Annotated in this window: 21 protein-coding genes; 14 read left to right on the top strand and 7 right to left on the bottom strand. The window is 61.4% G+C overall.

All coding sequences use genetic code 11. The annotated features are described in order from the left end of the window. The 5 genes from PhaeoP97_RS00400 to PhaeoP97_RS00380 all read left to right on the top strand — a co-directional run bounded on the left by PhaeoP97_RS00400 (position 1) and on the right by PhaeoP97_RS00380 (position 4,704). A complete protein-coding gene (locus PhaeoP97_RS00400) occupies positions 1 to 762 on the top strand; it encodes an SDR family oxidoreductase (RefSeq protein ID WP_072503384.1) in 762 nt (253 codons plus the stop codon). A 122-nt stretch (positions 763 to 884) separates the two neighbouring features. Beyond that, positions 885 to 1,922: a P1 family peptidase gene (locus PhaeoP97_RS00395; RefSeq protein ID WP_072503383.1), complete on the top strand. Its 1,038-nt coding sequence runs from the start codon at positions 885 to 887 to the stop codon at positions 1,920 to 1,922. Positions 1,923 to 2,075: 153 nt separating this feature from the next. Then, positions 2,076 to 2,540, top strand: coding sequence for a c-type cytochrome (locus PhaeoP97_RS00390; RefSeq protein WP_072503382.1), 465 nt, complete (start codon positions 2,076 to 2,078; stop codon positions 2,538 to 2,540). A 258-nt stretch (positions 2,541 to 2,798) separates the two neighbouring features. After that, the gene (gene idi, locus PhaeoP97_RS00385; RefSeq protein WP_014873221.1) at positions 2,799 to 3,347 is read left to right on the top strand and encodes an isopentenyl-diphosphate Delta-isomerase; all 549 of its coding nucleotides are present in this window, start codon (positions 2,799 to 2,801) and stop codon (positions 3,345 to 3,347) included. Between the two features lie 100 nt (positions 3,348 to 3,447). Continuing rightward, positions 3,448 to 4,704, top strand: coding sequence for a flavin-dependent oxidoreductase (locus tag PhaeoP97_RS00380; RefSeq protein ID WP_072503381.1), 1,257 nt, complete (start codon positions 3,448 to 3,450; stop codon positions 4,702 to 4,704). Between the two features lie 242 nt (positions 4,705 to 4,946). On the opposite strand, the gene glpK is transcribed toward PhaeoP97_RS00380, so the two are convergent. From glpK to panB, 3 genes are all read right to left on the bottom strand, one after another. Further along, positions 4,947 to 6,431 carry a glycerol kinase GlpK gene (gene glpK / locus PhaeoP97_RS00375; RefSeq protein WP_072503380.1) on the bottom strand — a complete coding sequence of 495 codons (1,485 nt, stop codon included), beginning with the start codon at positions 6,429 to 6,431 and terminating at the stop codon, positions 4,947 to 4,949. A 67-nt stretch (positions 6,432 to 6,498) separates the two neighbouring features. After that, the gene (gene panC / locus PhaeoP97_RS00370) at positions 6,499 to 7,356 is read right to left on the bottom strand and encodes a pantoate--beta-alanine ligase (protein ID WP_072503379.1); all 858 of its coding nucleotides are present in this window, start codon (positions 7,354 to 7,356) and stop codon (positions 6,499 to 6,501) included. Between the two features lie 7 nt (positions 7,357 to 7,363). Then, the gene (panB, locus tag PhaeoP97_RS00365) at positions 7,364 to 8,227 is read right to left on the bottom strand and encodes a 3-methyl-2-oxobutanoate hydroxymethyltransferase (protein WP_072503378.1); all 864 of its coding nucleotides are present in this window, start codon (positions 8,225 to 8,227) and stop codon (positions 7,364 to 7,366) included. A gap of 162 nt (positions 8,228 to 8,389) precedes the next feature. On the opposite strand from panB, the gene PhaeoP97_RS00360 reads away from it, so the two are divergent. Further along, positions 8,390 to 9,868 carry an ABC transporter substrate-binding protein gene (locus PhaeoP97_RS00360; protein WP_072503377.1) on the top strand — a complete coding sequence of 493 codons (1,479 nt, stop codon included), beginning with the start codon at positions 8,390 to 8,392 and terminating at the stop codon, positions 9,866 to 9,868. 71 nt (positions 9,869 to 9,939) lie between these two features. Here PhaeoP97_RS00360 and PhaeoP97_RS00355 read toward each other — a convergent pair whose 3' ends face one another. After that, the gene (locus tag PhaeoP97_RS00355) at positions 9,940 to 11,124 is read right to left on the bottom strand and encodes an acetoin utilization protein AcuC (protein ID WP_072503376.1); all 1,185 of its coding nucleotides are present in this window, start codon (positions 11,122 to 11,124) and stop codon (positions 9,940 to 9,942) included. Between the two features lie 196 nt (positions 11,125 to 11,320). Here PhaeoP97_RS00355 and PhaeoP97_RS00350 point away from each other — a divergent pair, with 196 nt between their 5' ends. From PhaeoP97_RS00350 to PhaeoP97_RS00330, 5 genes are all read left to right on the top strand, one after another. Then, the gene (locus tag PhaeoP97_RS00350) at positions 11,321 to 12,268 is read left to right on the top strand and encodes an ABC transporter permease (protein ID WP_072503375.1); all 948 of its coding nucleotides are present in this window, start codon (positions 11,321 to 11,323) and stop codon (positions 12,266 to 12,268) included. A gap of 121 nt (positions 12,269 to 12,389) precedes the next feature. Continuing rightward, complete coding sequence (locus PhaeoP97_RS00345) at positions 12,390 to 13,205, top strand: ABC transporter permease (protein WP_072503374.1); 816 nt, start codon at positions 12,390 to 12,392, stop codon at positions 13,203 to 13,205. After that, positions 13,202 to 14,815, top strand: coding sequence for an ABC transporter ATP-binding protein (locus PhaeoP97_RS00340; protein WP_072503373.1), 1,614 nt, complete (start codon positions 13,202 to 13,204; stop codon positions 14,813 to 14,815). Before PhaeoP97_RS00345 ends, PhaeoP97_RS00340 begins: the two co-directional genes overlap by 4 nt. Continuing rightward, positions 14,812 to 15,285, top strand: a complete 474-nt coding sequence (locus PhaeoP97_RS00335) for a GNAT family N-acetyltransferase (RefSeq protein ID WP_072503372.1) — start codon at positions 14,812 to 14,814, stop codon at positions 15,283 to 15,285. The genes PhaeoP97_RS00340 and PhaeoP97_RS00335 overlap by 4 nt, the downstream gene beginning before the upstream one ends. After that, positions 15,278 to 16,735 carry an aldehyde dehydrogenase family protein gene (locus tag PhaeoP97_RS00330; protein ID WP_072503371.1) on the top strand — a complete coding sequence of 486 codons (1,458 nt, stop codon included), beginning with the start codon at positions 15,278 to 15,280 and terminating at the stop codon, positions 16,733 to 16,735. Before PhaeoP97_RS00335 ends, PhaeoP97_RS00330 begins: the two co-directional genes overlap by 8 nt. 132 nt (positions 16,736 to 16,867) lie before the next feature. Here the strand turns inward: PhaeoP97_RS00330 and pncB are convergent, their stop codons facing one another. From pncB to pncA, 3 genes are all read right to left on the bottom strand, one after another. Beyond that, positions 16,868 to 18,157, bottom strand: a complete 1,290-nt coding sequence (gene pncB / locus PhaeoP97_RS00325; protein WP_072506218.1) for a nicotinate phosphoribosyltransferase — start codon at positions 18,155 to 18,157, stop codon at positions 16,868 to 16,870. A 64-nt stretch (positions 18,158 to 18,221) separates the two neighbouring features. Then, positions 18,222 to 20,486 (bottom strand): hybrid sensor histidine kinase/response regulator, encoded by a 2,265-nt coding sequence (locus tag PhaeoP97_RS00320; protein WP_072503370.1) that lies wholly within the window; start codon positions 20,484 to 20,486, stop codon positions 18,222 to 18,224. Between the two features lie 58 nt (positions 20,487 to 20,544). Next, the gene (gene pncA / locus PhaeoP97_RS00315; RefSeq protein ID WP_072506217.1) at positions 20,545 to 21,150 is read right to left on the bottom strand and encodes a bifunctional nicotinamidase/pyrazinamidase; all 606 of its coding nucleotides are present in this window, start codon (positions 21,148 to 21,150) and stop codon (positions 20,545 to 20,547) included. A gap of 121 nt (positions 21,151 to 21,271) precedes the next feature. On the opposite strand from pncA, the gene trhO reads away from it, so the two are divergent. From trhO to PhaeoP97_RS00300, 3 genes are all read left to right on the top strand, one after another. Beyond that, positions 21,272 to 22,186 (top strand): oxygen-dependent tRNA uridine(34) hydroxylase TrhO, encoded by a 915-nt coding sequence (trhO, locus tag PhaeoP97_RS00310; RefSeq protein ID WP_072503369.1) that lies wholly within the window; start codon positions 21,272 to 21,274, stop codon positions 22,184 to 22,186. 163 nt (positions 22,187 to 22,349) lie between these two features. Continuing rightward, entirely contained in the window at positions 22,350 to 23,459 is a 1,110-nt protein-coding gene (locus PhaeoP97_RS00305; protein ID WP_072503368.1) for a DegT/DnrJ/EryC1/StrS family aminotransferase, read from the top strand. 18 nt (positions 23,460 to 23,477) lie between these two features. Then, on the top strand, positions 23,478 to 24,077 hold the full coding sequence (locus PhaeoP97_RS00300; RefSeq protein ID WP_072503367.1) for an acyltransferase: 600 nt from the start codon (positions 23,478 to 23,480) through the stop codon (positions 24,075 to 24,077). The last annotated feature ends 19 nt before the right edge of the window (positions 24,078 to 24,096 follow it).

The raw sequence follows: 24,096 nt of genomic DNA, 5'->3' as shown, positions 1-24,096 counted from the left end.
ATGCGGCTGGCAGGGAAATGCGCCATTATTACCGGCGGGGCCTCGGGCTTTGGCGCCGGGATCGTCACCAAATTCCTGACGGAAGGCGCGCGGGTAATGATCGCGGATATCAACGGCGACGCCGCTGCTGCAGCTGCGTCCGGGGCCTGCGAAACCTATGGATCCGACCGGGCCATCGCCCAGACCGTCGATGTCTCTGACCGCGCCTCGGTCGATCAAATGGCGCAGGCCGCACTCAATCACTTTGGTCAGGTGGATATTCTGGTGAACAACGCCGGCGTCAGCCATCTGCCCACCCCGCTCGAAGATGTGAGCGAGGAGGACTTCGACCGGGTCTTTGCGGTGAATATGAAATCTGTCTACCTGACCGCCCGCGCGCTGGTGCCGCATATGAAATCCTGCCAGTCCGGCGCGATCCTCAATGTGGCGTCCACAGCCGGGATATCGCCGCGTCCGAACCTCAACTGGTACAATGCCTCCAAGGGCTGGATGATCACCGCCACCCGCACCATGGCAGTGGAACTCGCCCCCGCAGGGGTGCGCGTCAATGCGATCAATCCGGTGGCGGGCGAAACCCCGTTGCTGAAAACCTTCATGGGGGAGGATACGCCGGAAACCCGTGCGAAATTCCTCTCCACCATCCCTATCGGTCGCTTCTCCACGCCCGAAGATATGGGAAATGCCGCCTGCTATCTCTGTTCGGATGAGGCCAGCATGGTCACCGGCGTCGCGCTTGAGGTTGACGGCGGCCGCTGCATCTGACGGCCTCCCTGTGGCGTCCGGCCGGCCCGTCATCTTTCCCCAAATACTCCCGCCAGAGGCCGCGCGCGCCAGCGCGCCCCTGCTACAGGCCCTCACAGAGCCAACGACAAAGGACACACCCCATGCACCCCGGCCCCCTGAACCTGATCACCGATGTGCCCGGCCTCAAGGTCGGCAACGCCGAGGACCGGCAGCTGAAATCCGGCACCACCGTGCTGACTGCAGATCAGCCCTTCACCGCCGGGGTACATGTCATGGGCGGCGCGCCGGGGACACGCGAAACCGATTTGCTGGCACCGGACAAATCCGTCGCCCAGATTGATGCGCTGGTGTTGTCTGGCGGTTCGGCCTTCGGGCTTGACGCCTGCTCCGGCGTTGTGGCCGGATTGCACGCCGCCGGGCGCGGCTTTGCAGTGGGACCAGCCCGTGTGCCTATCGTGCCGGGCGCCATCCTCTTTGATCTCCTGAACGGCGGTGACAAGGCTTGGGCAGAAAACCCTTATTCTGCCCTCGGCCGCGCCGCCTATATGGCCGCAGACCGCCAGTTCGCCCTCGGCACTGCCGGGGCGGGCACCGGCGCCCTCGCCGCGCGGGTGAAGGGCGGGCTTGGGTCGGCCTCCTTTGTGCTGCCGGATGGCACCACGGTGGGCGCCCTGGTGGCGGCCAATCCGCTTGGCTCTGTCACCACGCCGGGGGATCGTCATTTCTGGGCCGCCCCTTTTGAGATCAACGGCGAATTTGGCGGTGCGGGTGTGGACCCGGCCTCAGGGTTCACCACCCCCGCCCCCAGCCTGAAACTCGCCTCAATGCAGAAACTGGCCGCTGATGCCGCGATCCCGGCTGAGGGCAGCAACACCACCATCGCCATTGTCGCCACCGATGCGCCTTTGACGAAATCACAATGCCAGCGTCTTGCCATTGCCGCCCATGACGGGATCGGGCGGGCGATCGTTCCGGCCCATTCCCCCGGCGACGGCGATCTCGTCTTTGCCGTCAGCACCGGCGATCCGGGTGCGGCCACCACAGGTGGCGAACTCGGCGCTGATCTTGGCGAAATCGGCCACGCTGCGGCCCTCTGCCTCAGCCGCGCCATCGCCCGCGCCGCCGCCCTGGCCTGTCCCGAACCGGGCGACCTGCTGCCTTGCTGGCAGAAAAGTTGACCCCTCGGTGCCACCACCTTGACTTGAAGCAGATCAGATACAATTGGTCGGGCTGAGCGCATAACAGACAGCGGACGCGGCAAAACGCCCGTTTGACTCTGCGCCGCATCACGCGCGTATTGACCAAGCCAACTCAATATTGGAGCAAGCGAAATGAAACTTCTGACTGCTGTAGCAGCCCTGGGCCTGATTGCGGCCCCTGCCTTTGCCGAAGGCGATGCCGACAAGGGCGAAAAGGGCTTCAACAAATGCAAATCCTGCCACATGGTTGTCTCCGACAGCGGTGATGTGATCATCAAGGGTGGCAAGACCGGCCCGAACCTCTGGGGCGTCGTCGGCCGCACTGCCGGCACCTATGAGGGCTACAAATACGGCAAGGACATGGTCGCCGCGGGCGAAGCAGGCCTGGCCTGGGACGAAGCCTCCTTCACCGCCTATACCGCCGACCCCAAAGCCTTCTTGCGCGACTATCTCGGCGACAAGAAAGCCAAGTCCAAAATGTCCTTCCGCCTGAAGAAAGGCGCGGAAGATATCTACGCGTTCCTTGCAATGCATGGCCCTGCGGATGCCGCCGAAGCAGAAGCCGAAGCCACCACGGAAGAGACCGCAACCAACTGATCCTTGGTCGGCAGACAAACTGGCAAAAGCCGCGCGCCCCCGGCCGCGGCTTTTCGCACAATTGATTTTCATATGTCTCTACGATATTGACCGTCCCGCGCAGGCCTTTTGCCCCTGCATCCACTCACCCGCCGATCCGGGCAGCCTCATTTGTGGGATTGATCTCCACCTGATGACCACCATATCTGCCCGATCCAGTGCGCCCGGCCCAGTGGCTTGGCCGCCCGCCCCCTTGCTCAATCCTTGCGAGTTCCTGCAATGACCCACAAGATTCCCGCTTGGGTGAATGGCACCCTGACGCCGGTTGATAAGCTGGCCGCCCATGAACAGGGGCTGAAGCACAAGGCCGTCTCGGTCTTTGTGGTGAAAGGCGGCGAAATCCTGATGCAACGCCGCGCGCTTGGCAAATATCACACCCCCGGGCTCTGGGCGAACACCTGCTGCACCCACCCGCAATGGGACGAGGCCTCCTCGGCCTGCGCGGTCCGTCGCATGGAAGAGGAACTCGGCATCACCGGGCTTTATCCTGAGTTCCGCCACCATCTGGAATACCGCGCCGATGTCGGCAACGGGCTGATCGAACACGAGGTGGTGGATGTCTTTCTCGCCCATGCGCACCGCGTGCCGGATCTCGCGCCCAACCCGGAAGAGGTGATGGAGACCCGCTGGGTCGACTATCACGACCTTCTGGCCGAGGTGCAGCGCCACCCGGATCGCTTTACCCCCTGGCTCAAGATCTATCTCAACAGCTACTCCGACGTGATCTTTGGTCCTGACCTCAGCCTCGGCAGCAGCGAGGATGGATAGCCGCGCGTATTCGGCTCTAACCGCGGCATTTACCCATCTTGTTCTGCCTCTCGCGCCATGGTTCTAATGCCGCAAAGCGCGCAGGAAGTGGGAGAGCCAGATGACGGTGATGATTGCAGGCGCAGGGATCGCCGGGCTGACGCTTGGCCTCACCCTGCACGAATTGGGCGTGCCGTTTCACATCTATGAGGCCACCGAGACGCTGAAGCCGATGGGTGTCGGCATCAATCTGCAACCCAATGCGGTGCGCGAACTCTTTGATCTGGGGCTTGAGGCCGAACTCTCCGCCATCGGTGTGCGCACCCGGCAACTGGGCTTTTACTCCAAGCTCGGCAAGACCATCTGGGAGGAGCCGCGCGGTGAGGCTGCAGGCTACCGTTGGCCACAGTTTTCCGTCCATCGCGGCGCGTTGCAGATGATGCTCTACCACGCGCTCCTCCAGCGCGCAGGCAGCAGCGTCCTGACCACCGGCGCGCGCGCCACCGGCTACGACACCTCGGATCAGGGCGTCTGCCTGCATCTGGAGAATAGCCGCACCGCCCGTGGTGATCTGCTGATCGCCGCTGATGGGATCCATTCCGCCATCCGCGCCCAGATGTATCCGGATGAGGGCGCACCGATCTGGAATGGGCGCATCCTGTGGCGCGCCACCACTCGCGCGCCTGCCTTTCATGGGGGCGCGGCGATGGCGATGATCGGTCACGACCAACTGCGCCTCGTCGCCTATCCCATCAGCACGCCGGAGGCCGATGGCAGCGCCACAATCAACTGGATTGCGGAAAAACTATTCGACCCATCCGCCCCCTGGAAACGCGAAAGCTGGAACCGAGCGGCGGACATCAGTAACTTCCTGCCGGATTTTGCCAATTGGCATTTCGACTGGATTGATGTCCCCGCGCTGATCAAAGGGGCCGAAACCGTCTATGAATACCCGATGGTGGACCGCGATCCTCTGCCCCGCTGGCAGGATGGGCCTGTCAGCCTGATGGGGGACGCCGCCCATCCAACCTATCCCGTCGGCTCCAACGGCGCCAGCCAAGCCATTGTCGACGCCCGCATCATTGGCGCGCAGATGCTGGCCCATGGCATCCCCCCCCAGGCCCTCAACGCCTATGAGGCGGCTGTCCGCCCGGTGACAACAGCCGTCGCTCTGGCCAATCGCGCAGGCGGTGGTCCGGACGGCGTGCTGCAACAGGTCGAAGACCTCTGTGGTGGTGATTTCAGCAATATCGGCGACGTAATCCCGCAGGCGGACCTTGCGGCCCATGCGGCAAAATACAAATCCATCGCCGGTTTCTCGATCGAGGAGCTGAACGCCCGCCCCCGCACCATACCAGCAGGCACCCGCATCAACTGAGGCGACCGGGCGCCGCGCCGTGGGTCAAGGGCGGCACAGCCGCCGTGCCACAGGCACGGGTCACCCTTGAGGCGCGGATCGGCGCCATCACCATCGATATGGCGCGTTTGCGGGCAGGCCTGCCCGCAAACCGCTTCTCAGCAAAAGAAAACGCCGCGCATCGCGCGGCGCCACCCCCAACTGTGCAGGCACAGTCCACGACTGTGACGGAGCAGGCGGGAGCGCCCGCCTGCGGCCACGCCTCAGCCCCCGATCACCGCGTCTACCGCACGCTTCCAGCGCGCATAGGCGGCGCTGCGTCGGTCTTCGTCCATCTCCGGGGTGAACTGCTGGTCCAGCGCCCAGGTCGCGGCAAAGCCCGCCTGATCCGGGTAGACCCCCGCCCGCATCCCCGCCAGCCAGGCCGCACCCAACGCGGTGGTTTCCTGCATCACCGGACGATCCACTGCCGCCCCAAGGAGATCCGCCAGGCTCTGCATGGTCCAATTGCTGGCACTCATGCCGCCATCCACCCGCAGGGTGACCAGACTCTCGCCTTGCCAATCCGCCCGCATCGCCTCCCACAGGTCACGGGTCTGATAGGCCACGCTTTGCAGTGCTGCGCGTGCAAATTCCGCCGGTCCAGAACTGCGGGTCAGGCCAAACATGCCGCCCCGGCAATCGGGTTTCCAATAAGGCGCACCAAGACCGGTAAAGGCCGGCACCAGAATAACGTCCTGACCGGGATCCGCATTGCGCGCCAGGGCACCGCTTTCCTGGGCTGAGCCGATAATGCCCAAGCCGTCCCGCAGCCATTGCACCGCCGCACCGGCGATAAAGATCGAGCCCTCCAGCGCATAGGTCGGCGCGCCGTCCAGCTGATAGGCGATGGTGGTCAGCATCCGGTTTTGGGACACAACCGGCGTATCACCGGTGTTCAGCAGCGCGAAACAGCCCGTGCCATAGGTCGATTTCATCATACCCGGCTGGAAACAGGCCTGTCCGATGGTGGCCGCCTGCTGATCGCCAGCAACGCCCAGAATGGCAATTTCACCACCAAGAAATTCACCTTTGGTGGTGCCAAAATCGGCGGCGCAATCCTTCACCTCGGGCAGCATTCCGCGCGGCACGCCAAGGAAACCACAGATCTCGCTGCTCCAACGACCCTTGCGAATGTCATACATCAGCGTCCGCGCAGCATTGGTGGCATCGGTCACATGCGACGCACCACCCGTAAGGCGCCAGATCAGGAAACTGTCGACAGTGCCAAACAGCAGATCCCCGGCCTCAGCCTGCGCGCGTGCATCCGGCACGGTGTCCAGAATCCATTTCAACTTGGTGCCCGAGAAATAGGGATCCAGCAGCAGCCCGGTTTTCTGCCGCACGCTGTCCTCATGTCCTGCCGCCCGCATCTCTTCGCAGATGGCGCTGGTGCGGCGGTCCTGCCAGACAATCGCATTGTGGATCGGCTTGCCGCTGTGACGATCCCAGACCACCGTGGTTTCGCGCTGGTTGGTGATGCCGATCCCGGCAATATCCGCCGCCGTAACGCCCTGCTCTGCCATCACCTTGCGGCAGACATCCAGCGTTGTGGACCAGAGGTCTTCCGGGTCATGCTCCACCCAGCCCGCCTGCGGAAAATGCTGGGTAAACTCCTGCTGAGCCGAGCCCTGCGCCTGCATCCTGTCATCAAACAGGATCGCTCTGGTCGAGGTTGTGCCCTGATCTATCGCCAGAATATACGTCATCTTGCCCCTCCCCTGGGTCGTTTGGGGCAGAGATTAGACGCAAAAGTGCTATCGCTACCAGCCCCTACTAATCATTTAGTTGATCAACCGCGATATTGTCGATCAACCTGATGCCACCCAGCCATGCCGCGACCAGCAGACGGGCCGGACGATCAGGGCGCGACAAAGGCTCCAGCGTTTCGGCGCACCGCAGGTCCAGATACTCGATCTCGCCAAATCCCGCCGTCGCAAGCGTCGCGCGCGCGCCCGCAACAATATCCCCGAAATCCGCACCGCCGCGCAGCTGGTTCGCCAGATCCTGCAACACCGGATAGAGCTGCCCGGCCTTGCCCAGCGCCTCAGGCGAGAGCCGCAAATTGCGCGACGACATGGCCAGGCCAGAGGCCTCGCGCACGGTGGCGCAGCCCTGCACAGTGATCGGAATGTCCAGATCCCGCGCCATACGGGTGACCACCATCAGCTGCTGATAGTCCTTCTCGCCGAAAAACGCCGCATCTGCACCGCATTGCAGGAACAGCTTGGCCACCACTGTTGCCACCCCGTCGAAATGGCCGGGGCGAAACTCGCCCTCCAGCACATCGGTCAGCCCCGCCACCGACACAGTGGTCGCATAGCCCTCCGGGTAGATCTGATCCGGATCCGGCACATATATCGCATCGACACCGTAGGGGGCCAGTTTTTCCGCATCCGCCAGTTCCGTGCGGGGGTATTTCGCCAGGTCCTCGGCATTGTTGAACTGCTTGGGGTTCACAAAAATCGTGACGATGACCCGGTCGCAGGCGGCCTTGGCCGCAGCGACCAGCGACAGATGCCCCTCGTGCAGCGCACCCATGGTGGGCACCAGACCAATACGGGCACCCTCGCGGCGCCAATCGGAATGCAGCGCGCGCAGATCGCTCAGGCGGCGCAGAATCGGGGCAGTCATGATGGGATCAGTCCTTTTGCGGGGCCTTGGGCGCGGCCGTCTTGGCGGCAGCCGGGGCCTGATCTGCAAACACATGCTCGGGCGCGGGGAAGCTACGCGCGCGCACCTCGGCTGCATACTCGGAAATCGCCGCCTCTGCCAAGGGGCCGAGGTCGGCATAGCGTTTCACGAACTTCGGTTTAAAGGCGGAAAAAAAGCCCAGCATGTCATCCACAACCAGAATCTGGCCATCACAGCCCACGCTGGCACCAATGCCGATGGTGGGAATGGCGACCTCTGCTGTGATCCGATCGGCCAGCCCCTGCGGCACCTTCTCCAGCACCACCGAAAACGCGCCAGCCTCCGCCACCGCATGGGCATCGGCCAGAACCGCCTCCGCCTGTGCATCCCGGCCCTGTACCTTGTAGCCGCCAAGCGTGTTGATCGACTGCGGCGTCAGGCCGATATGCGCCATCACCGGGATGCCGCGTTTGACAAGGAAGCGGATCGTCTCCGCCATCTCAACACCGCCCTCCAGCTTGACCGCGCCTGCACCGGTTTCCGCCATCAGCCGGGCGGCATTGCGAAACGCCTGCTGCGGGCCTTCCTCGTAGCTGGCAAAAGGCATGTCGATCACCATCATCGCCTGCGTCAGCCCACGCGCCACCGCCTGCCCGTGCAGGATCATCATCTCCATGGTGACGCCCAGGGTTGAGGGCAAACCATGCAGCACCATTCCGACACTGTCGCCCACCAGCACAAAATCGCAATGATCGTCCATCAGCTGCGCCATCGGTGTGGTATAGGCCGTCAGGCTCACCAGCGGAGTGCCGCCTTTGCGGGCGCGGATATCCTCGGCATTGGGTGCCGTCTTGCGGGCTGTTGCACTCATGATGCTGTCCTCTCCGTTCGCATTGCGCACCGCTAGCAATTTACGCTGCGCGCTTCTAGGGGGCGAAATGTCCCGCCGCCCTTGATTACCTAAGGGAAAATGCGGAACACTTCACCCCAAAGCCCCGCTACAGCGGCTGTCACCCAGAGGGAGAGACCACCGATGCCACGACTTTCATTCCTGTTTGCCGCCAGTTCGGCGCTGGCAATTCTGGCCGGAGCCGCCGCAGCGCGTGACAGCGTCACAATCGGATTACAGCTGGAGCCGCCGCATTTGGACCCAACCAGCGCCGCGGCCGGAGCCATTGACCAGGTGCTCTATTCCAATGTCTTTGAAGGTCTGACCCGATTTACCAGCGATGGATCCGTGGTGCCCGGCCTCGCCAAAAGCTGGGACATCTCGGACGACGGGCTGACCTATACGTTTCAACTGCACTCCGACGTGCGCTTTCACGATGGCACCGGCATGGACGCCGAGGATGTGAAATTCAGTCTCGATCGTGCCCGCGCCGAAGACAGCACAAACGCCCAAAAGGCACTGTTTGCCGATATCGCCAACGTCCAAGTGGTGGATCCGACCACGGTTCAGATCACCCTGGCCCAACCCAATGGTATGATGCTGTTCAACCTCGCCTGGGGCGATGCGGTCATCGTCGCCCCCGAAAGCATCGAGACGATCAAGACCATGCCCGTGGGCACCGGTGCCTTTACCTTTGATGGCTGGGTGCAGGGCGACCGCATCGATCTGGCCCGCAACCCCGATTATTGGGGCACCCCCGCCATGCTGGATGCGGCCACGTTCAAGTTTATCTCCGACCCTACCGCCGCCTTTGCTGCAATGATGGCCGAGGATGTCGATGCCTTCTCCGCCTTCCCCGCGCCTGAGAACCTGCCGCAGTTTGAGGCCGACCCAAGGTTCCAGGTGCTCATCGGCTCGACCGAGGGGGAAACGATCCTGTCGATCAACAACAAACAGCCGCCCTTCGACGACCCCAAGGTCCGCGCGGCTGTGGCCCATGCGATCGACCGACAGGCGATCATTGATGGTGCGATGTTTGGCTACGGCACCCCAATCGGCACCCATTTTGCGCCCCACAACCCGGCCTATGTCGATCTGACCGGCACCAGCGCCCATGACCCGGAGAAGGCCCGCGCCCTGCTGGCCGAGGCCGGTCTGACCGATGGCTTTACCACAACGCTGCACCTGCCGCCGCCCTCTTACGCGCGCCGTGGTGGAGAGATCATCGCCGCGCAACTGGCCGAGGTCGGCATCACCGCCGAGATCATCAACGTCGAATGGGCGCAGTGGCTGGAAACCGTGTTCCGGGGCAAGAATTTTGGCCTGTCCATCGTCAGTCATACAGAACCGATGGATATCGGTATCTACGCCCGGCCCGATTACTACTTCCAGTATGACAACTCGGCCTTTCAGGATTTGATGGCAGAGCTGACCGGCACCACCGATCCCGACGCCCGCACCAAGATGCTGCAACAGGCGCAGGAGATCATCGCGCAGGACTATGTGAACGGCTTCCTGTTCCAGCTCGCCGCACTCAGCGTGGCCAAGGCGGATCTGCAAGGGCTCTGGGCCAACGCACCGACACAAGCCACCGATCTGACAGCGGTCAGCTGGGCAAAATAGGCCGGAATGCCCTGCATTAGAGCCGAAACAACAGCGCCTCTGATCGGGCGCTGTTGTCTATTGGCGACCTTTCAGCCAAGCCCACGACGCCGACGCAGCTGTGCCACCGACTCGCGGATCTGATCGCGCACGGGACCGGGGCGCGGTGTATCCCGCAAGGTTGTGAACCAATGCTCTGGCGGATTGCGCCCCAGACGATGCCCCTTGAACTCCAGCCCGCGCAGGACTTGCTCTGCCGCTGGTGGCAGACGATCGGGGATCTCATGCCCGTTCAGGGTTGCCCAAACCCCGGTCCACAGTCGCCCGACGGACCAGGGGTTATATCCGCCGCCGCCCAGCACCAGATAACGCGGCGCAAGCGTTCGCAGCGCCGCAACAACCGACCAATGCGCAGTGTTCGACAGATCCAGATGCGCCAGCGGATCCTCGGTAACCGCATCCGCCCCGCATTGCAGGACCACCGCATCCGGCGCAAAATCCGCCACCGCAGGCAGGATCAGCTCCTCAAGGATATAGGCCATCTCGCTATCGTTGAAGCTGCGCGGCACCGGCAGGTTCAGCGCACTGCCCCCGGCATCATCGGCCAGCTTACCGGTCTTGGGCCATAGATTTTCTTCATGGATGGAAATCATCAGCACATCCGGGTCACCGGCAAAGCCATGCTCGACCCCATCTGCGTGATGGGCATCGATATCGACATAGGCAATCCGCTGCGCGCCATGGTGGCGCAAGGACAGCATCGCCAGCACCGGATCATTGAGGTAGCAGAACCCATTGGCCCGATCCGGCATCCCGTGGTGCGTGCCCCCCGCCGGGTTGTAGATCACGCCCCCTGCCGCCAACCGCTCCCCCGCGAGGATCGACCCACCCGCCGCCGTGGCGGGCCTGCGATAGATCTCCGGGAACACCGGGTTGGAGATCGTCCCGATATGATGCCGCGCCTTCACCTCATCGCTTACCGCCTGCGCCCGCTCCGCCGCTTGCAGCGCCGCGATGTATTCCGGGCTGTGCCAGCGTTCCAGCGCCGCCGGTTTCGCCCGAGGCGAGGTCTGATACTGCGCCGACGGCAACCAGCCCAACGCCCGCGACAGGTCCATCACCGTCGATACGCGCGGTACCCGAAGCGGATGCATCCGCCCATAGCTGGACCCGCGATAGATCTCCGAGCCGATAAAAACCGGCGCCTCCAGCGGGCCGGAGGGGCTGGCGGTATCAGTGACGGCAAGCCGAGTGGGAGCAGCAGTGAATTGTGTCATGCGCCCAGAGATAGCGCGGAACAGTGCTGCGCCAAACCCCGCAGATCCAACAGCAGCAACAGCCGCGCGATAGCCGCACAGCTTCGCCTTTTACGGTCATGCTAGGGCGCTGTGAAATAAATGTTTTTGCCGTTTTCTCCGGGTCAGGGCCTGGCCGCTCTGGACCCGCGCCCAGCGCGCGCCTAACCTGCCGCCAATGGGACGCTACTTCGCCAAACGCCTGCTGTCGCTGATCGTCAGCCTTGTGATTGCCTCTTGGGTGATCTTCTTCGTGATTGAGATCGCGCCGGGGGATCCTGCGTCCTTCATGCTGGGGATCAACGCGCAACCTGATACCATCGCTGCCCTGCGCAGTGAGCTGGGATTGGATGAGGGGAAATTCAGCCGCTACATCAGCTGGTTCACAGGTATGTTGCAGGGCGATTTCGGCACCTCCTACACCTATCGCACGCCGGTTGCGCAGATGGTTGCGGATCGGCTCTGGGTCTCGTTGCCGCTGGCGATCTACGCCCTGACGCTATCGACGCTGATTGCCCTGCCCGCTGGGATTTACGCCGCCTCCCGCCGCGGCAAAACCGGCGATATCGCGGTGATGGGCGCAACCCAGCTGGGCGTCGCCGTCCCGAACTTCTGGTTTGCGATGATGCTGGTTCTGGTCTTTGCCATCAATCTGCGCTGGTTCAGCGCCGGGGGCTTTGTCGGCTGGGAGGCCGGGCCGCTGGCCGCGCTGCACTCCCTTACACTGCCCGCCATCGCGCTTGCCCTGCCACAGGCGGCCATTCTGGCCCGCGTCATGCGCTCGGCTCTCTTGGATATTCTGGGCGAAGATTTTATCCGCACCGCCCGCGCCAAAGGGCTGAGCCAGCGGCAGGCGCTCTGGCGGCACGGGCTGCGCAATGCGCTGATCCCGGTGCTAACCATCATCGGGTTGCAGTTTTCCTTCCTCCTCGCAGGCGCGATCATCATTGAGCAGGTGTTTTACCTGCCCGGTCTAGGGCGGCTGGTGTTTCAGGCCATTTCCGCCCGTGATCTGATCGTGGTGGAAAGCGTCGTAATGCTCTTGGTTTTTGCCGTCATCATGGTGAATTTCCTGGTCGATCTGACCTATGCACTGGTCGATCCCAGGCTGCGGGGGCGCGGATGACAAACCACATGGCTCACATATGCCCGGCACAGCCGGGCAGCGCCCGACCCTCCCCCCGGGAGGGCGCTTTGCACCCACCCAGGGTCGGACGCAAGCCACTCCGCGACACGCGAGGCCCCCGATGACCCGTAGCCTCATCCTTGGTGGAGTCCTCTCCGCGCTGGTGCTGCTGGCCGCACTCTTGTCCTTCATTTGGACGCCTTACGACCACACCGCCCTGAACATCCCCGCCAAGCTGCAGGCCCCAAACGCGGAACACTGGCTTGGCACCGACCACTTTGGCCGCGATATCCTGTCGATGATCATGGTCGGCGCGCGCACCTCGATTGCGGTTGCGCTGGTGGCGGTGGGGATCGGCATGGGGCTTGGTGTGCCCTTGGGCCTGGCCGCTGCAGCCAAACGTGGCTCCTGGCTGGACGAAGGCATCATGCGGGCCAATGATCTGGTCTTTGCCTTCCCCTCGCTGGTGATTGCCATCCTGATCACCGCCATCCTCGGCGCTGGTGCGGTCAATGCAATCATCGCCATCGGTATTTTCAACATCCCGGTCTTTGCCCGCGTCACCCGTGGGGCGGTGCTGTCGCTCTGGCAGCGGGAGTTCATTCTGGCCGCCCGTGTCGCTGGCAAAGGATCCGCCAGAATTTCAGTCGAGCATATCCTGCCCAATGTCGCCAACCTGCTGATCGTGCAAGGCACCATCCAGTTCTCGCTCGGCATTCTGGCCGAAGCCGGTCTCAGCTATGTGGGCCTTGGCGCACAGCCACCCGTGCCCAGCTGGGGGCGGATGCTGGCAGATGCGCAGACCATGGTCAGCCTCGCACCGCATATGGCGCTGGTGCCGGGCTGTGCGATCATCCTCACCGTTCTGGGCCTCAACCTGATGGGGGACGGCTTGCGCGACTGGTTGGATCCAAAGCTACGCGAGGGCCGCACATGAGCCTTCTTGAGATCACCAACCTGTCGCTCTCCATCGGAGCCTACCCGATTCTGCGAGGCATTTCTTTGTCGGTTGAGCCGGGCGAGATCCTGGCCATCACTGGTGAGAGCGGGTCCGGCAAATCCATGACCGCACTGGCAATTCTGCGTCTGCTGCCGAATTGCACCACCCTGCGTGGCCATCTTAGTCTGGATGGCACCGACATCCTTGCCCAGAGCGAAACAGAAATGTGTGCGCTACGCGGCCAAAAGGTAGGGATGGTGTTCCAAGAGCCAATGACTGCGCTGAACCCGGTGCAGACCATCGGGGATCAGGTGATGGAAACAATTCTGCTGCACCGTGGCTGCCCCCGCGCCGAAGCCGAGAAAGAGGCGCGCACGTTGCTGGATCGCGTCGGCCTGCCAGCTGATCGGTTTCCGCTCAGCCGGTTTCCGCATGAACTGTCCGGGGGGCAGCGCCAGCGCGTGGTGATTGCCATGGCCATCGCCCTGCGCCCAGCGCTGCTCATCGCGGATGAGCCGACAACCGCGCTGGATGTGACAACACAGGCACAAATTCTAACCCTACTGCGTGATCTGGTGCGCGACTATGGGATGGGCATGGTGATCATCACCCATGATCTGGCCGTGGTCGCGGACATGGCCGATCACATCGTGGTCATGCGCAAGGGCGAAGTGGTGGAAACAGGCTCTACCCAGTGGCTATTGGCCAATATGCACCATCCTTACACGCAGAAACTCTTTGCGGCCTCCAGTCACAAGGTAGCCCTGCCGCCCGCATCTGCGACCCCGCCACACCCGGTGCCGCTGCTAGAGGTTCGCGATGCGGTGCGGGATTACCCGGTGGCGCGCAAACGCCTGTTTGGGCCGGCCCAGCATATGCGGGCGGTGGATCACGTCAGTTTCACCCTGCACCGGGGCGAACGGCTGGGGCTGGTCGGGGAATCCGGCTGTGGGAAATCAACCCTGACACGGGCAATTCTGGGGCTGGAACCGCTGCAAAGCGGTGAAATTCTGCTGGATGGGACGCCGCTTGCCAGAACGGGTCTGGCCGCAGATCAACGGCGCAAGATGCAGGTGGTGTTTCAGGATCCGTTTGGCAGCTTTAATCCCCGACACCGGGTCGACCGGCTGATCACCGAACCCTTTCACGGCATGGCAGACGCACCCAAAGGGCAAGATCGCGTGGAACAGATTGCCGAGGCGCTGCATGCAGTTGGCCTGTCACCGGAGGATGCAGGTCGCTACATCCACCAGTTTTCCGGAGGTCAACGTCAGCGCATCGCCATCGCGCGGGCTCTGATCACCCGCCCCGAACTGATCCTCTTTGACGAGGCGGTGTCCGCGCTTGATGTTTCGGTCCGGGCACAAATTCTGGATCTGCTCGCTGATCTCTGCGGCAGCTACGGGCTCAGCTATCTGTTCATCAGCCACGACCTGAGCGTGGTGCGCAATATGACCGATCGCTGTCTGGTGATGCGCCGCGGGCAGATCGTCGAGGAGGGCAGAACCGAGGCTCTGTTCAGCACCCCGCAGCACCCCTACACGCAGTCCCTCATCGCGGCAGCGCCGGTCTTGCCAAACATCGGCCATGAGGCGGCGCGCGGATGAGTATCAGCCTGACCCTGATCCTGCCCCGCGAACGGGCCAGATTGGCCGCCGCATTGGCCAATTACTACTCCGAAATCGCCCCGGCCCTGGCCATTGATCCAAGCGAACGCGCCGGGCGGATGCTGCATCGCAAGGATGTCACCGCCTTTTGGATCCGGCAGGATGATGTCCGCATCGGCTTTGCCATTGTGCTGAACCTGCCCGATGACCGGCGCGAATTGTCCGAATTCTATATTGATCAGGCCAGCCGCAGGCAGGGCTATGGCCATGCCGCTGCCAGCCTGATCTTTGCGGAATTCCCCGGCTTCTGGCGTATGGGAATATCGGGCCAATCCCCCAGTGCGGTTGCCTTTTGGGGCACCTGTCTCAGCGCGTTGCGCGGGGTGGAACAGCTGCGCGACGGGGCCCCCTTCACCGAACATCAGATCAAGAGTTACAGCTTCCATATTGCAGGAGATCATAATGACTGACGCCGCGCCGCTCTGGTTTGATCCCGCGCTCTGCCTGATCGGGGAAGAGTGGCGCCCAGCGTCCAAGGGCCAGACCCTTTCACTGGTGAATCCCTCTGACGGCAGCGCCCTGTGCAATATCGCGCGCGGCGATGCCGCAGACATCGACGCCGCCGTCACAGCCGCCCGGACTGCGTTGGATGGGCCATGGGGCGCAATGACGGCAACGGAGCGCGGGCGATTGCTAAGCCGCATGGGCGAATTGGTGCTGGCCCGCTGCGACACCCTTGCCCAGCTAGAGGCGATGGATGTCGGCAAACCGCTGACTCAGGCGCGCGCCGATGCGGTGGCGCTGGCGCGGTATCTGGAATTCTACGGTGGCGCGGCGGATAAACTGCATGGCGAAACGATTCCTTATCAGTCCGGCTACACAGTCTACAGCCTGCGCGAGCCGCATGGGGTGACGGGGCATATCGTGCCTTGGAACTATCCAATGCAGATCATTGGCCGCTCTGTCGGGGCGGCCTTGGCCATGGGCAACGCCTGCGTATTGAAACCCGCCGACGAAGCCTGCCTGACCGCGCTCGCCTTTGCCCAGATCGCGGTGGAGGCCGGATTGCCCGCAGGCGCGTTGAACGTGGTGCCCGGCATAGGTGCCGAGGCAGGCGCGGCATTGGCTGGGCATCCGGGTGTTGATCATATTTCCTTCACCGGATCCGTTGCAACGGGAGCCCTGGTTCAGCAGGCGGCAGGCCGCAATGTTGTGCCGGTGACGTTGGAGCTGGGTGGAAAATCCCCGCAGTTGGTGTTTAACGATGCGGATCTGCAGGCGGCACTGCCGTTTCTGGTGAATTCAGGCATTCAGAATGCTGGGCAGACCTGCTCTGCCGCCTCTCGTATTCTGGTACAACGGGGCGTTTACAATCAGGTGCGCGACGCCATGGCAGCGGCTTACAAACAGCTGAGTGTCGGACCGGCAATGGCCGATATGCGGTTGGGGCCGCTGATCTCTATGCGACAAAAAGAGATCATCGAGGGGTATCTGGCCAAAGGTCAGGATCTGACCATCGCCGCACAGGGCTATCTGGCAGAAGAGGCGACAGATCGCGGGGCCTATGTGTGCCCAACCCTGTTTGCCGATGTTGCGCCTGATCACCCTCTGGCGCAGGAAGAGATCTTTGGCCCGGTGCAGGTTTTGATCCCTTTCGACAGCGAAGATCAAGCCGTCGCGATCGCCAATGGCACGGACTATGGTTTGGTCGCAGGGCTGTGGACCCGTGATGGCGCGCGTCAGATGCGGCTGGCCAAGCGGTTGCGTGCCGGGCAGGTGTTTGTGAACAACTACGGTGCTGGCGGTGGGGTTGAGCTGCCGTTCGGCGGCACTGGAAAATCCGGCCATGGCCGTGAAAAAGGATTCGAGGCGCTATACGGGTTTTCGCAGTTGAAAACCATCGCGGCCTATCACGGCTAAGCATACAGAAGGTGTGGCGCGGTAGGTCAGGCTGGCTGCCCCATTGTTTCGCGTGCGAAACAATGGGGCAGATCTTTTGCCGCAACTTGTTGGGAAACTGCACGAAGTCACCCCAAGATGGGCGAAGTATTGCTAGACGATTACCGCCTGGCTGTCCTGCTCGCCAACACCAAACACCCGCTTGTAGCGCGCAATTTCGTCCTTGGGTCCCATCGCTTTTTCCGGGTTGTCCGACAGTTTCACAGTCGGTCGGCCATTGGCCGAAACCGCTTTGCAAACCAGTGAAAAAGGCGCCAGCGCGTCCCCCGGCACCAGCCCACGGAAATCATTGGTCAACAGCGTTCCCCACCCAAAGGAGACCTTGGTCCGGCCGGAGAATTGCGTGTGAAGTTGCTTGATCTTCTCGACATCAAGACCGTCGGAAAAGATGACCCGCTTGTCTCTTGGATCCTCACCCCGGTTCTGCCACCAGCGGATTGCAGTTTCCGCGCCGGTGGCAGGATCACCACTGTCAATGCGGATACCGGTCCAACCGGCCAACCAATCCGGCGCGGCATTCAGGAAGCCTTCGGTGCCGTAGGTGTCGGGCAGAATGATGCGCAGGTTTCCTTCGTGTTCGTCGTGCCAATCCGAGAGAACATCGTAAGGCGCGCGGGCCAGTGCCGCATCATCTGCGGCCAGGGCAGAATAGACCATCGGCAATTCATGCGCGTTGGTGCCGATGGCCTCGACCTCGCGGCGCATGGCGATCAAGCAGTTGGAGGTGCCGGTAAACTTGTTGCCCAGCCCCTCTCTCATGGCCTGTACGCACCAGTCCTGCCAGAGAAACCCATGACGGCGGCGGGTGCCGAAATCCGCAATGCTGAGTCCGTCGATATCACGCAGCTGCTCAATCTTTTCCCAGACGCGGGTCATCGCGCGGGCGTAGAGCACCTGGAGTTCGAACCGTCCCATACGGTCCAGCACCGCCCGGCTGCGCAGCTCCATCAGTACAGAGAGAGCAGGGATTTCCCAGAGCATGACCTCTGGCCATTTGCCCTCAAACGTCAGTTCGTATTGATCGCCCTTGCGTTCCAGATGGTAAGGCGGCAGCTGCAACCCCTCGAACCACTCCATGAAATCAGAGCGGAACATCTGACGCTTGCCGTAAAAGGTGTTGCCCCGCAGCCAGGTACTCTCGCCGCGTGACAGCGACAGGGAACGGATGTGATCCAACTGCTCGCGCAGCTCACCCTCGTCAATCAGATCGGCCAGGGGGATATGTTTGGACCGGTTGATCAGCGAAAACCGCACATCGGTGTCGCGACGGTTGCGAAACACCGACTGGCACATCAGCAGTTTGTAGAAATCCGTGTCGATCAGGGACCGAACGATCGGATCGATCTTCCACTTGTGGTTATAGACGCGGGTTGCAATGTCCACAGGCGGCCTCATCCATCGTGTTTCAATGGTTGATAAAACAGCCGGCTGTCGGGGGCAAAGGAAATCAGACCGCCGCGCAGTCCCGTGGGGGCTGGCTGTGCTTGCGCAGCACCATCAACAGGTCGTCGCGGTTGACTGGTTTGCTTAGGAAATCATCCATGCCGGCCGCCAAACAGGCCTCGCGGTCTGAATCAAAAGCGTTGGCCGTCAATGCGGCGATCACCGGTTGGCGGATATCCATATCGCGAATATTACGGGTGGCATCCAGCCCGTTCATTACCGGCATCGACATATCCATCAAGATCAAATCCGGATCGAAATCCAGCGTCTTTTCCATCGCTTCGGCACCGTCGACGGCAAAAGCCAGCTCTACCGGTTCATCCTGTAGGTACTTCTGCATCAGCAGGCGATTGATCTTGTTGTCCTCGGCCACAAGAATACGCATTCCCCGCAACGAGCGCCCGTCGTAGCGCACATTATCGGCCGCCTCAGGTGTGGCGGTGCCAAGCGCCGCTTGCATCCGCAGATGCACCGAGAAACAGGCCCCTTTTCCCAATTCAGAGGTCACGGATATTTCGCCGCCCATTGCCTCACACAGCAACCGCGAAATGGTAAGTCCAAGGCCAGTTCCGCCAAAGCGCCGCGTGATTGCCGCATCGGCCTGTGAAAACCGTTCGAAAACATGGTCCAGCTTGTCATGCGCGATGCCAATTCCGGTATCGCTGACGGCAAAGCGCAATCGCAGCCGGTCACCCGCACGAGCGGTGGAAAGTTCGACGCGGACGCCACCGGTTTCGGTGAACTTCACCGCATTGCCAACAAGGTTCAGCAGTATTTGGCGCAGACGACGGTCATCCCCATTTACCATCTGTGGCACATCAGGCGCGACATCAAGAGTCAGCGTGATGCCTTTTTCCTGCGCTTGCGGTTCAAACAATTGCAACGTCTGGTGGAAACAAGCGGACAGATCGAAATCGACTTCGCTGAGGATGACCTCGTCAGCATCCATCTTAGAGAGGTCCAGAATATCATTGATCAGCGACAGCAATGTGCGCGCTGAGCCGAGAATCGTATCGGCGTAAAGCTTTTGATCCTCGCTGAGATCGGTGCGCTCCAGCATCTGCGCCATGCCAATGACGCCATTCATCGGGGTGCGGATCTCATGGCTCATGGTGGCCAGGAATTCCGATTTCACCCGCGCGCCTTCCTCTGCGGCAATCCGGGCATCTTTCAGCTGCTGTTCATATTGTTTGGATGCCGTCACATCGCGTTCCACGGCAATGATGGTTTCCACCGTTCCGTCCTCGCGCAGCATTGGAACCTGATTGGTCTCCAGCCACAGCAGCTGCCCGTCCTTGCGACGATTGCAGATCTCAAGCCGGAAGGGTTTTCCAGTCGCACGCCCCTGTTCCAACGCCCGCACGACCGCCATATCAGTGTTGTCAGCGTTCAGAAGATCGCCGGGAAACTGACCGATGGCCTCATTGTAACCATATCCAGTTATGCGCGTGAAGGCGTCGTTCACCCAAGTGATGCGCCCGTCCTTGTCCATGAGAAAGACACTGTCATTGGCATTTTCGGCAACCAACGCAAGGCGTTGCGATTGCAGCTGTTGAGCTTGCAGCTTGGTATTGATCTGTGCCAGTTGCTTGTGCTGGAGCGCCATTGCCAGTGTATTCTTGCGACTGCGATGATAGCGACCGGCAATAAAGCTGACGAAGAAGAAAACGCTGAGGTACAGCACTGCCAGGCCAGCGATTTGGAACATCTGGACGTCGCCAATGTGGCCACCGTGTTCCCCAAGGGAACTGACCACAATGGCAGCCAATGGCGTCAGCGCATAGATCATCAACCGAACAATGCCCGCAGACACCTGATAGGGGAGAACCACAGTGGCATTGATCGCCGCGCCGACCAGGATGCCCATAGTGAACAGCGGCGTGGCGTGGGCCTGATGCATGTGATCTGCTGGCTCAGCGAACAGGCTTGGTGCGCAGGCTAGAAAGGCCAAGGATATCGCCTGTACGGCCGCTGTGAAGGTGCTGATCACCAGCACCCATCTGACCGAGACCCCGTCTCGCACAGGGGTGACATATCTGAGGTAGCTGGTGTCGATAAGATCACCAAGAACCACAACCACGAAGGCCGCCAAGCCAACCAGCGGCGACAACAACATGCCAATCAGGCCCGCAAGACCAAGCATCGTCAGTTGCCGATAGACAAAGAACCGGGCCCGCCCATCCGCATAGCGGTTGAGCAACCCACGGCGACTGTATCGCTTATGATAGGTTTCTAAAGGCCCATTGTTGAGCGCTTCGGCCTGCGGCATCGGCTTGCACGGTCCCTGCTAACGATAAATCTCAGTCTATCGTCGATTTCTTAACATCTTACCCCTGCCCGCCCAGCAAATGCACACCCGCCTTTTGCATGTTGGTCAGGGCGACGTCTAGCGAACCGTCAAGGTCAATGGCCCGACAGGCCGTCAGATCAACCGTCGCATCATATCCCAATCGCGCGGCATCCAGCGCCGAATAGGCCACGCAGAAATCTGTCGCCAGACCAACCAGCGTCAATTCGGTGATCCCGCGATCCCGCAGGTAACCGTGCAATCCGGTTGTGGTTGTCTGGTCATTTTCAAAAAACGCCGAATAGCTGTCGATCTCACGGCGGTAGCCTTTGCGCAAAATGAGGTCCCCGCGCAGGTGCAGATCCGGGTGGAATTGTGCGCCTGCACTGTCGATCACACAGTGATCCGGCCACAGAACCTGTGGGCCATAGGGCATCTCGATCATATCATATTCGGCGGCATCGCGATGTTGCGAGGCAAAGGAGCTGTGGTCGCCGGGATGCCAATCCTGGGTCATCAGAACCGCATCATATTGCGCCATCATCGCATTGATCGGGGCCACAACCTGATCCCCGCCCGGCACCGCCAGAGCGCCACCGGGGCAAAAATCCATCTGAACGTCAATCACGATCAAAGCTTTGGTCATCAGGGTCTCCGCATCTTTGGTAACAGGGGTACGCGTCGCAATCCCACCCGTCAACAAAGCTGCGCCACTGCGGCATTCCACGACCTTGCAGGGCGTTGCCTGCTTGGTGTAGAGCGGCGCCATGTATACGATTGCTGCTCTCTATCACTTCACCCGTTTCGACGATCCTGCTGCCATCAAACCGGCGTTGCTGACGCTCTGCGAGGCGCAGGCGGTCAAGGGGTCGCTGCTGCTGGCCCACGAAGGTGTCAACGGCACAATTGCCGGCCCCCGCGCTGGCATTGACGCGGTACTGGCCCATATCCGCGCCCTGCCCGGTTGCGCCGACCTTGAATGGAAGGAAGCCACCAGCGACAAGCCCCCCTTTGGCAAGATGAAGGTGCGGCTGAAGAAAGAGATCGTGACCATGGGCCAGCCGAATATCGATCCGCGCGCCCATGTCGGGCATTACGTGGATCCTGAAGACTGGAACGACCTGATCCGCGCCGAGGATGTTGTGGTGATCGACACCCGCAACGGCTACGAGGTGGCCATCGGCACCTTTGAGGGTGCCGTGGACCCCAAGACCGAGAGTTTCCGCGAATTTCCCGCTTGGTGGGAGCAGAACAAAGACCGGTTTCACAACAAACGGGTTGCGATGTTCTGCACTGGTGGCATCCGCTGCGAGAAATCCACCAATTTCCTGATTGGCCAAGGGGTTGAGGACGTCTATCACCTCAAGGGGGGGATCCTGCGCTATCTTGAGGAAATGCCACAGGAAAACAGCACTTGGAACGGCGAGTGTTTTGTCTTTGACAGCCGGGTATCGGTTGGGCACGGGTTGCAGGAAGGTCCGCATGAGCTGTGCAATGGCTGCCGTCGCCCGATCCTGCCAAACGACAAAAAGCATCCGGCCTATGAGCTGGGCGTGTCTTGCCATCTGTGCATCGACGAAACCTCTGACGCCGACAAAGCCCGATTCCGCGAGCGCCAGAAACAAATGAAACTTGCTCGTCAGCGCGGCGAAGATCATCTCGGCCATCTACCACTGCGGTAGACCGTTCAGAGATCGTCACCACGGCTGATCAAATTTTGGCTATAGGCCATCCCGTCGGGATCAACTAGAAATCTAGTGGAATGCGGCACCCGACGATTGGCCATGCCCAGCGCCACCGTCAGCGACCGCGCGAAACACGCAGAGAATCAGGACGCAGACCACCGTGAGATCAGTTTGGCCAGAAATCCCCGCAGCAGACAGATGGCTTCCTTATACGGAGGAGGCAACGGCTGCGAATTGGCACACCAACTTTGGGCCGACGTCCAAACGATTTGAGCAAAAGCTGCATGCGCTGTACGGCCATGCGGACGAAACCGTTATCGCAACCTCCAGCGCAACTGCCGGCCTGTCGGCCTGTTTGATCGCAAATGGTATTTCGGGGCCTGTTTTGTGCCCTGCCTTCACCTTTCAGGCGACGGCCTGCGCGATTCTGGGGGCGGCTTGTACGCCGGTTATCATTGATGTGGACCCGACCAATGGCGTTGTGTCGCCAGAGTGTCTACAGCAGGCCCTGATTGAAACCGGAGCCAAAGCGGCCATCGTTCTGGCCCCTTATGGGATCCAGACCGACTTCGCGACCCATGCGGAGATTTGCGCCAAGCGAGGCGCCATACTGATTATCGACAACGCCGCCGGATTGGGAGTCGACCGGCGCGGGCTGTCTCCGGTGCCCTATGGCAACCATGTCAGCGAAGTGTTTTCGCTACATGCAACCAAACCGTTTGGCATTGGCGAAGGCGGCGCGATATTTGCAGCCCCCGGCCTAGACGGGGCCATCCGCTCGGCCATCAATTTCGGCCTACAGACCCATACCGGCGCCGGCCATGACGCCACACCGCGCTGGGGCATCAACGGCAAACTGTCAGAGGTCATGGCTGCGATTGGCATGGCGGTGTCAGAAGATATGGGCGCGCGCGTCGCGCTGCGGCAGGCCATGGCCCGCGAGTGGATCACTGCGTTGGGCGACACGGGGTGTCATATCTTCAACACCGAGCTTGCCAAAGCGCCATGGCAGGTGTTCCCTATCCTTTTGCCCGATGAGAGCCGCGTTCTGCAATTTTCTGAGAAGATGCAGGGATTGGGCGTTGAAATCCGGCGTTACTATCAGCCGAGCCTTGGGCGTTGCGGTGGCATGGCGCGGGTTGGCACCTGTGAGAATGCGCAGAACCTGTCTGAGCGGGTGATCGTTCTGCCAGTCCGGTCCTGGTTGACGCCCGAGGAACGATCCGATCTGATGGAGAAAACACGCCTGTGCATTACGCAATGCGTCTAAACACAAGGTCTCATCGCCATGGCGCGCCGGAGTCTGAATAGCGGCTTTCTCACGCCCGAAGCGCTGGCCACGCTTGGTGTGGAAAACAGCGCGGAACGGAACATCCTGATCCACAGCACATGTGTTGTGCTGGATTTCGACTGTATCCGGTTCGGGTCCAACATTCGTATTGATCCCTATTGCACGTTGACCTGCAAGGATCTGAAGCTGGGCAACTTTATCCACATCGCTGGCGGAAGCACCCTGTCTGGTGCCGGTCGGATAACCATTGATGATTTTGCCGGCATCTCAAACCACTGCCTGATTTTTTCCTCGTCAGATGACTATTCGGGCGCGGCCCTTACCAACCCGACCGTGCCATCCAAGTTTACAAACGTGCGGACAGAGGACATTCATATCCATAAGCATGTCATCCTGGGGGCGCGGTCGGTTGTCCTGCCTGGTGCCCAATTGAGAGAGGGCGCAAGTGTGGGCGCAAATACCCTCGTGAAGCGTGAGCTTGCGCCGTGGACCGTCTACGCAGGGGTGCCTGCCGTAGCCATCCGCCCAAGAAAGCAGGACTGCCTGAGATTGGAAGCAGAGCTGAGAGCAGAGCTGGCTGAGCAAAACCAAACGTAACGGCCCACGAGATGCAGAC

This window comes from Phaeobacter porticola, from assembly GCF_001888185.1.
GTDB lineage: Bacteria > Pseudomonadota > Alphaproteobacteria > Rhodobacterales > Rhodobacteraceae > Phaeobacter > Phaeobacter porticola.
Note: the sequence above shows the minus strand (reverse complement) of the source record. Positions and strands in the feature narration are given on the sequence as shown.

Bases quoted from the DNA above. Each gene is read 5' to 3' on its own strand.
- PhaeoP97_RS00350 (WP_072503375.1), top strand. From the start codon at position 11,321: ATGGGACGCTACTTCGCCAAACGCCTGCTGTCGCTGATCGTCAGCCTT.
- PhaeoP97_RS00360 (WP_072503377.1), top strand. From the start codon at position 8,390: ATGCCACGACTTTCATTCCTGTTTGCCGCCAGTTCGGCGCTGGCAATT.
- PhaeoP97_RS00300 (WP_072503367.1), top strand. From the start codon at position 23,478: ATGGCGCGCCGGAGTCTGAATAGCGGCTTTCTCACGCCCGAAGCGCTG.
- PhaeoP97_RS00390 (WP_072503382.1), top strand. From the start codon at position 2,076: ATGAAACTTCTGACTGCTGTAGCAGCCCTGGGCCTGATTGCGGCCCCT.
- PhaeoP97_RS00320 (WP_072503370.1), bottom strand. From the start codon at position 20,486: ATGCCGCAGGCCGAAGCGCTCAACAATGGGCCTTTAGAAACCTATCAT.
- idi (WP_014873221.1), top strand. From the start codon at position 2,799: ATGACCCACAAGATTCCCGCTTGGGTGAATGGCACCCTGACGCCGGTT.
- pncA (WP_072506217.1), bottom strand. From the start codon at position 21,150: ATGACCAAAGCTTTGATCGTGATTGACGTTCAGATGGATTTTTGCCCC.
- trhO (WP_072503369.1), top strand. From the start codon at position 21,272: ATGTATACGATTGCTGCTCTCTATCACTTCACCCGTTTCGACGATCCT.
- PhaeoP97_RS00340 (WP_072503373.1), top strand. From the start codon at position 13,202: ATGAGCCTTCTTGAGATCACCAACCTGTCGCTCTCCATCGGAGCCTAC.
- PhaeoP97_RS00345 (WP_072503374.1), top strand. From the start codon at position 12,390: ATGACCCGTAGCCTCATCCTTGGTGGAGTCCTCTCCGCGCTGGTGCTG.
- PhaeoP97_RS00380 (WP_072503381.1), top strand. From the start codon at position 3,448: ATGACGGTGATGATTGCAGGCGCAGGGATCGCCGGGCTGACGCTTGGC.
- PhaeoP97_RS00395 (WP_072503383.1), top strand. From the start codon at position 885: ATGCACCCCGGCCCCCTGAACCTGATCACCGATGTGCCCGGCCTCAAG.
- PhaeoP97_RS00330 (WP_072503371.1), top strand. From the start codon at position 15,278: ATGACTGACGCCGCGCCGCTCTGGTTTGATCCCGCGCTCTGCCTGATC.
- glpK (WP_072503380.1), bottom strand. From the start codon at position 6,431: ATGACGTATATTCTGGCGATAGATCAGGGCACAACCTCGACCAGAGCG.
- PhaeoP97_RS00400 (WP_072503384.1), top strand. From the start codon at position 1: ATGCGGCTGGCAGGGAAATGCGCCATTATTACCGGCGGGGCCTCGGGC.
- PhaeoP97_RS00355 (WP_072503376.1), bottom strand. From the start codon at position 11,124: ATGACACAATTCACTGCTGCTCCCACTCGGCTTGCCGTCACTGATACC.
- panC (WP_072503379.1), bottom strand. From the start codon at position 7,356: ATGACTGCCCCGATTCTGCGCCGCCTGAGCGATCTGCGCGCGCTGCAT.
- panB (WP_072503378.1), bottom strand. From the start codon at position 8,227: ATGAGTGCAACAGCCCGCAAGACGGCACCCAATGCCGAGGATATCCGC.
- PhaeoP97_RS00335 (WP_072503372.1), top strand. From the start codon at position 14,812: ATGAGTATCAGCCTGACCCTGATCCTGCCCCGCGAACGGGCCAGATTG.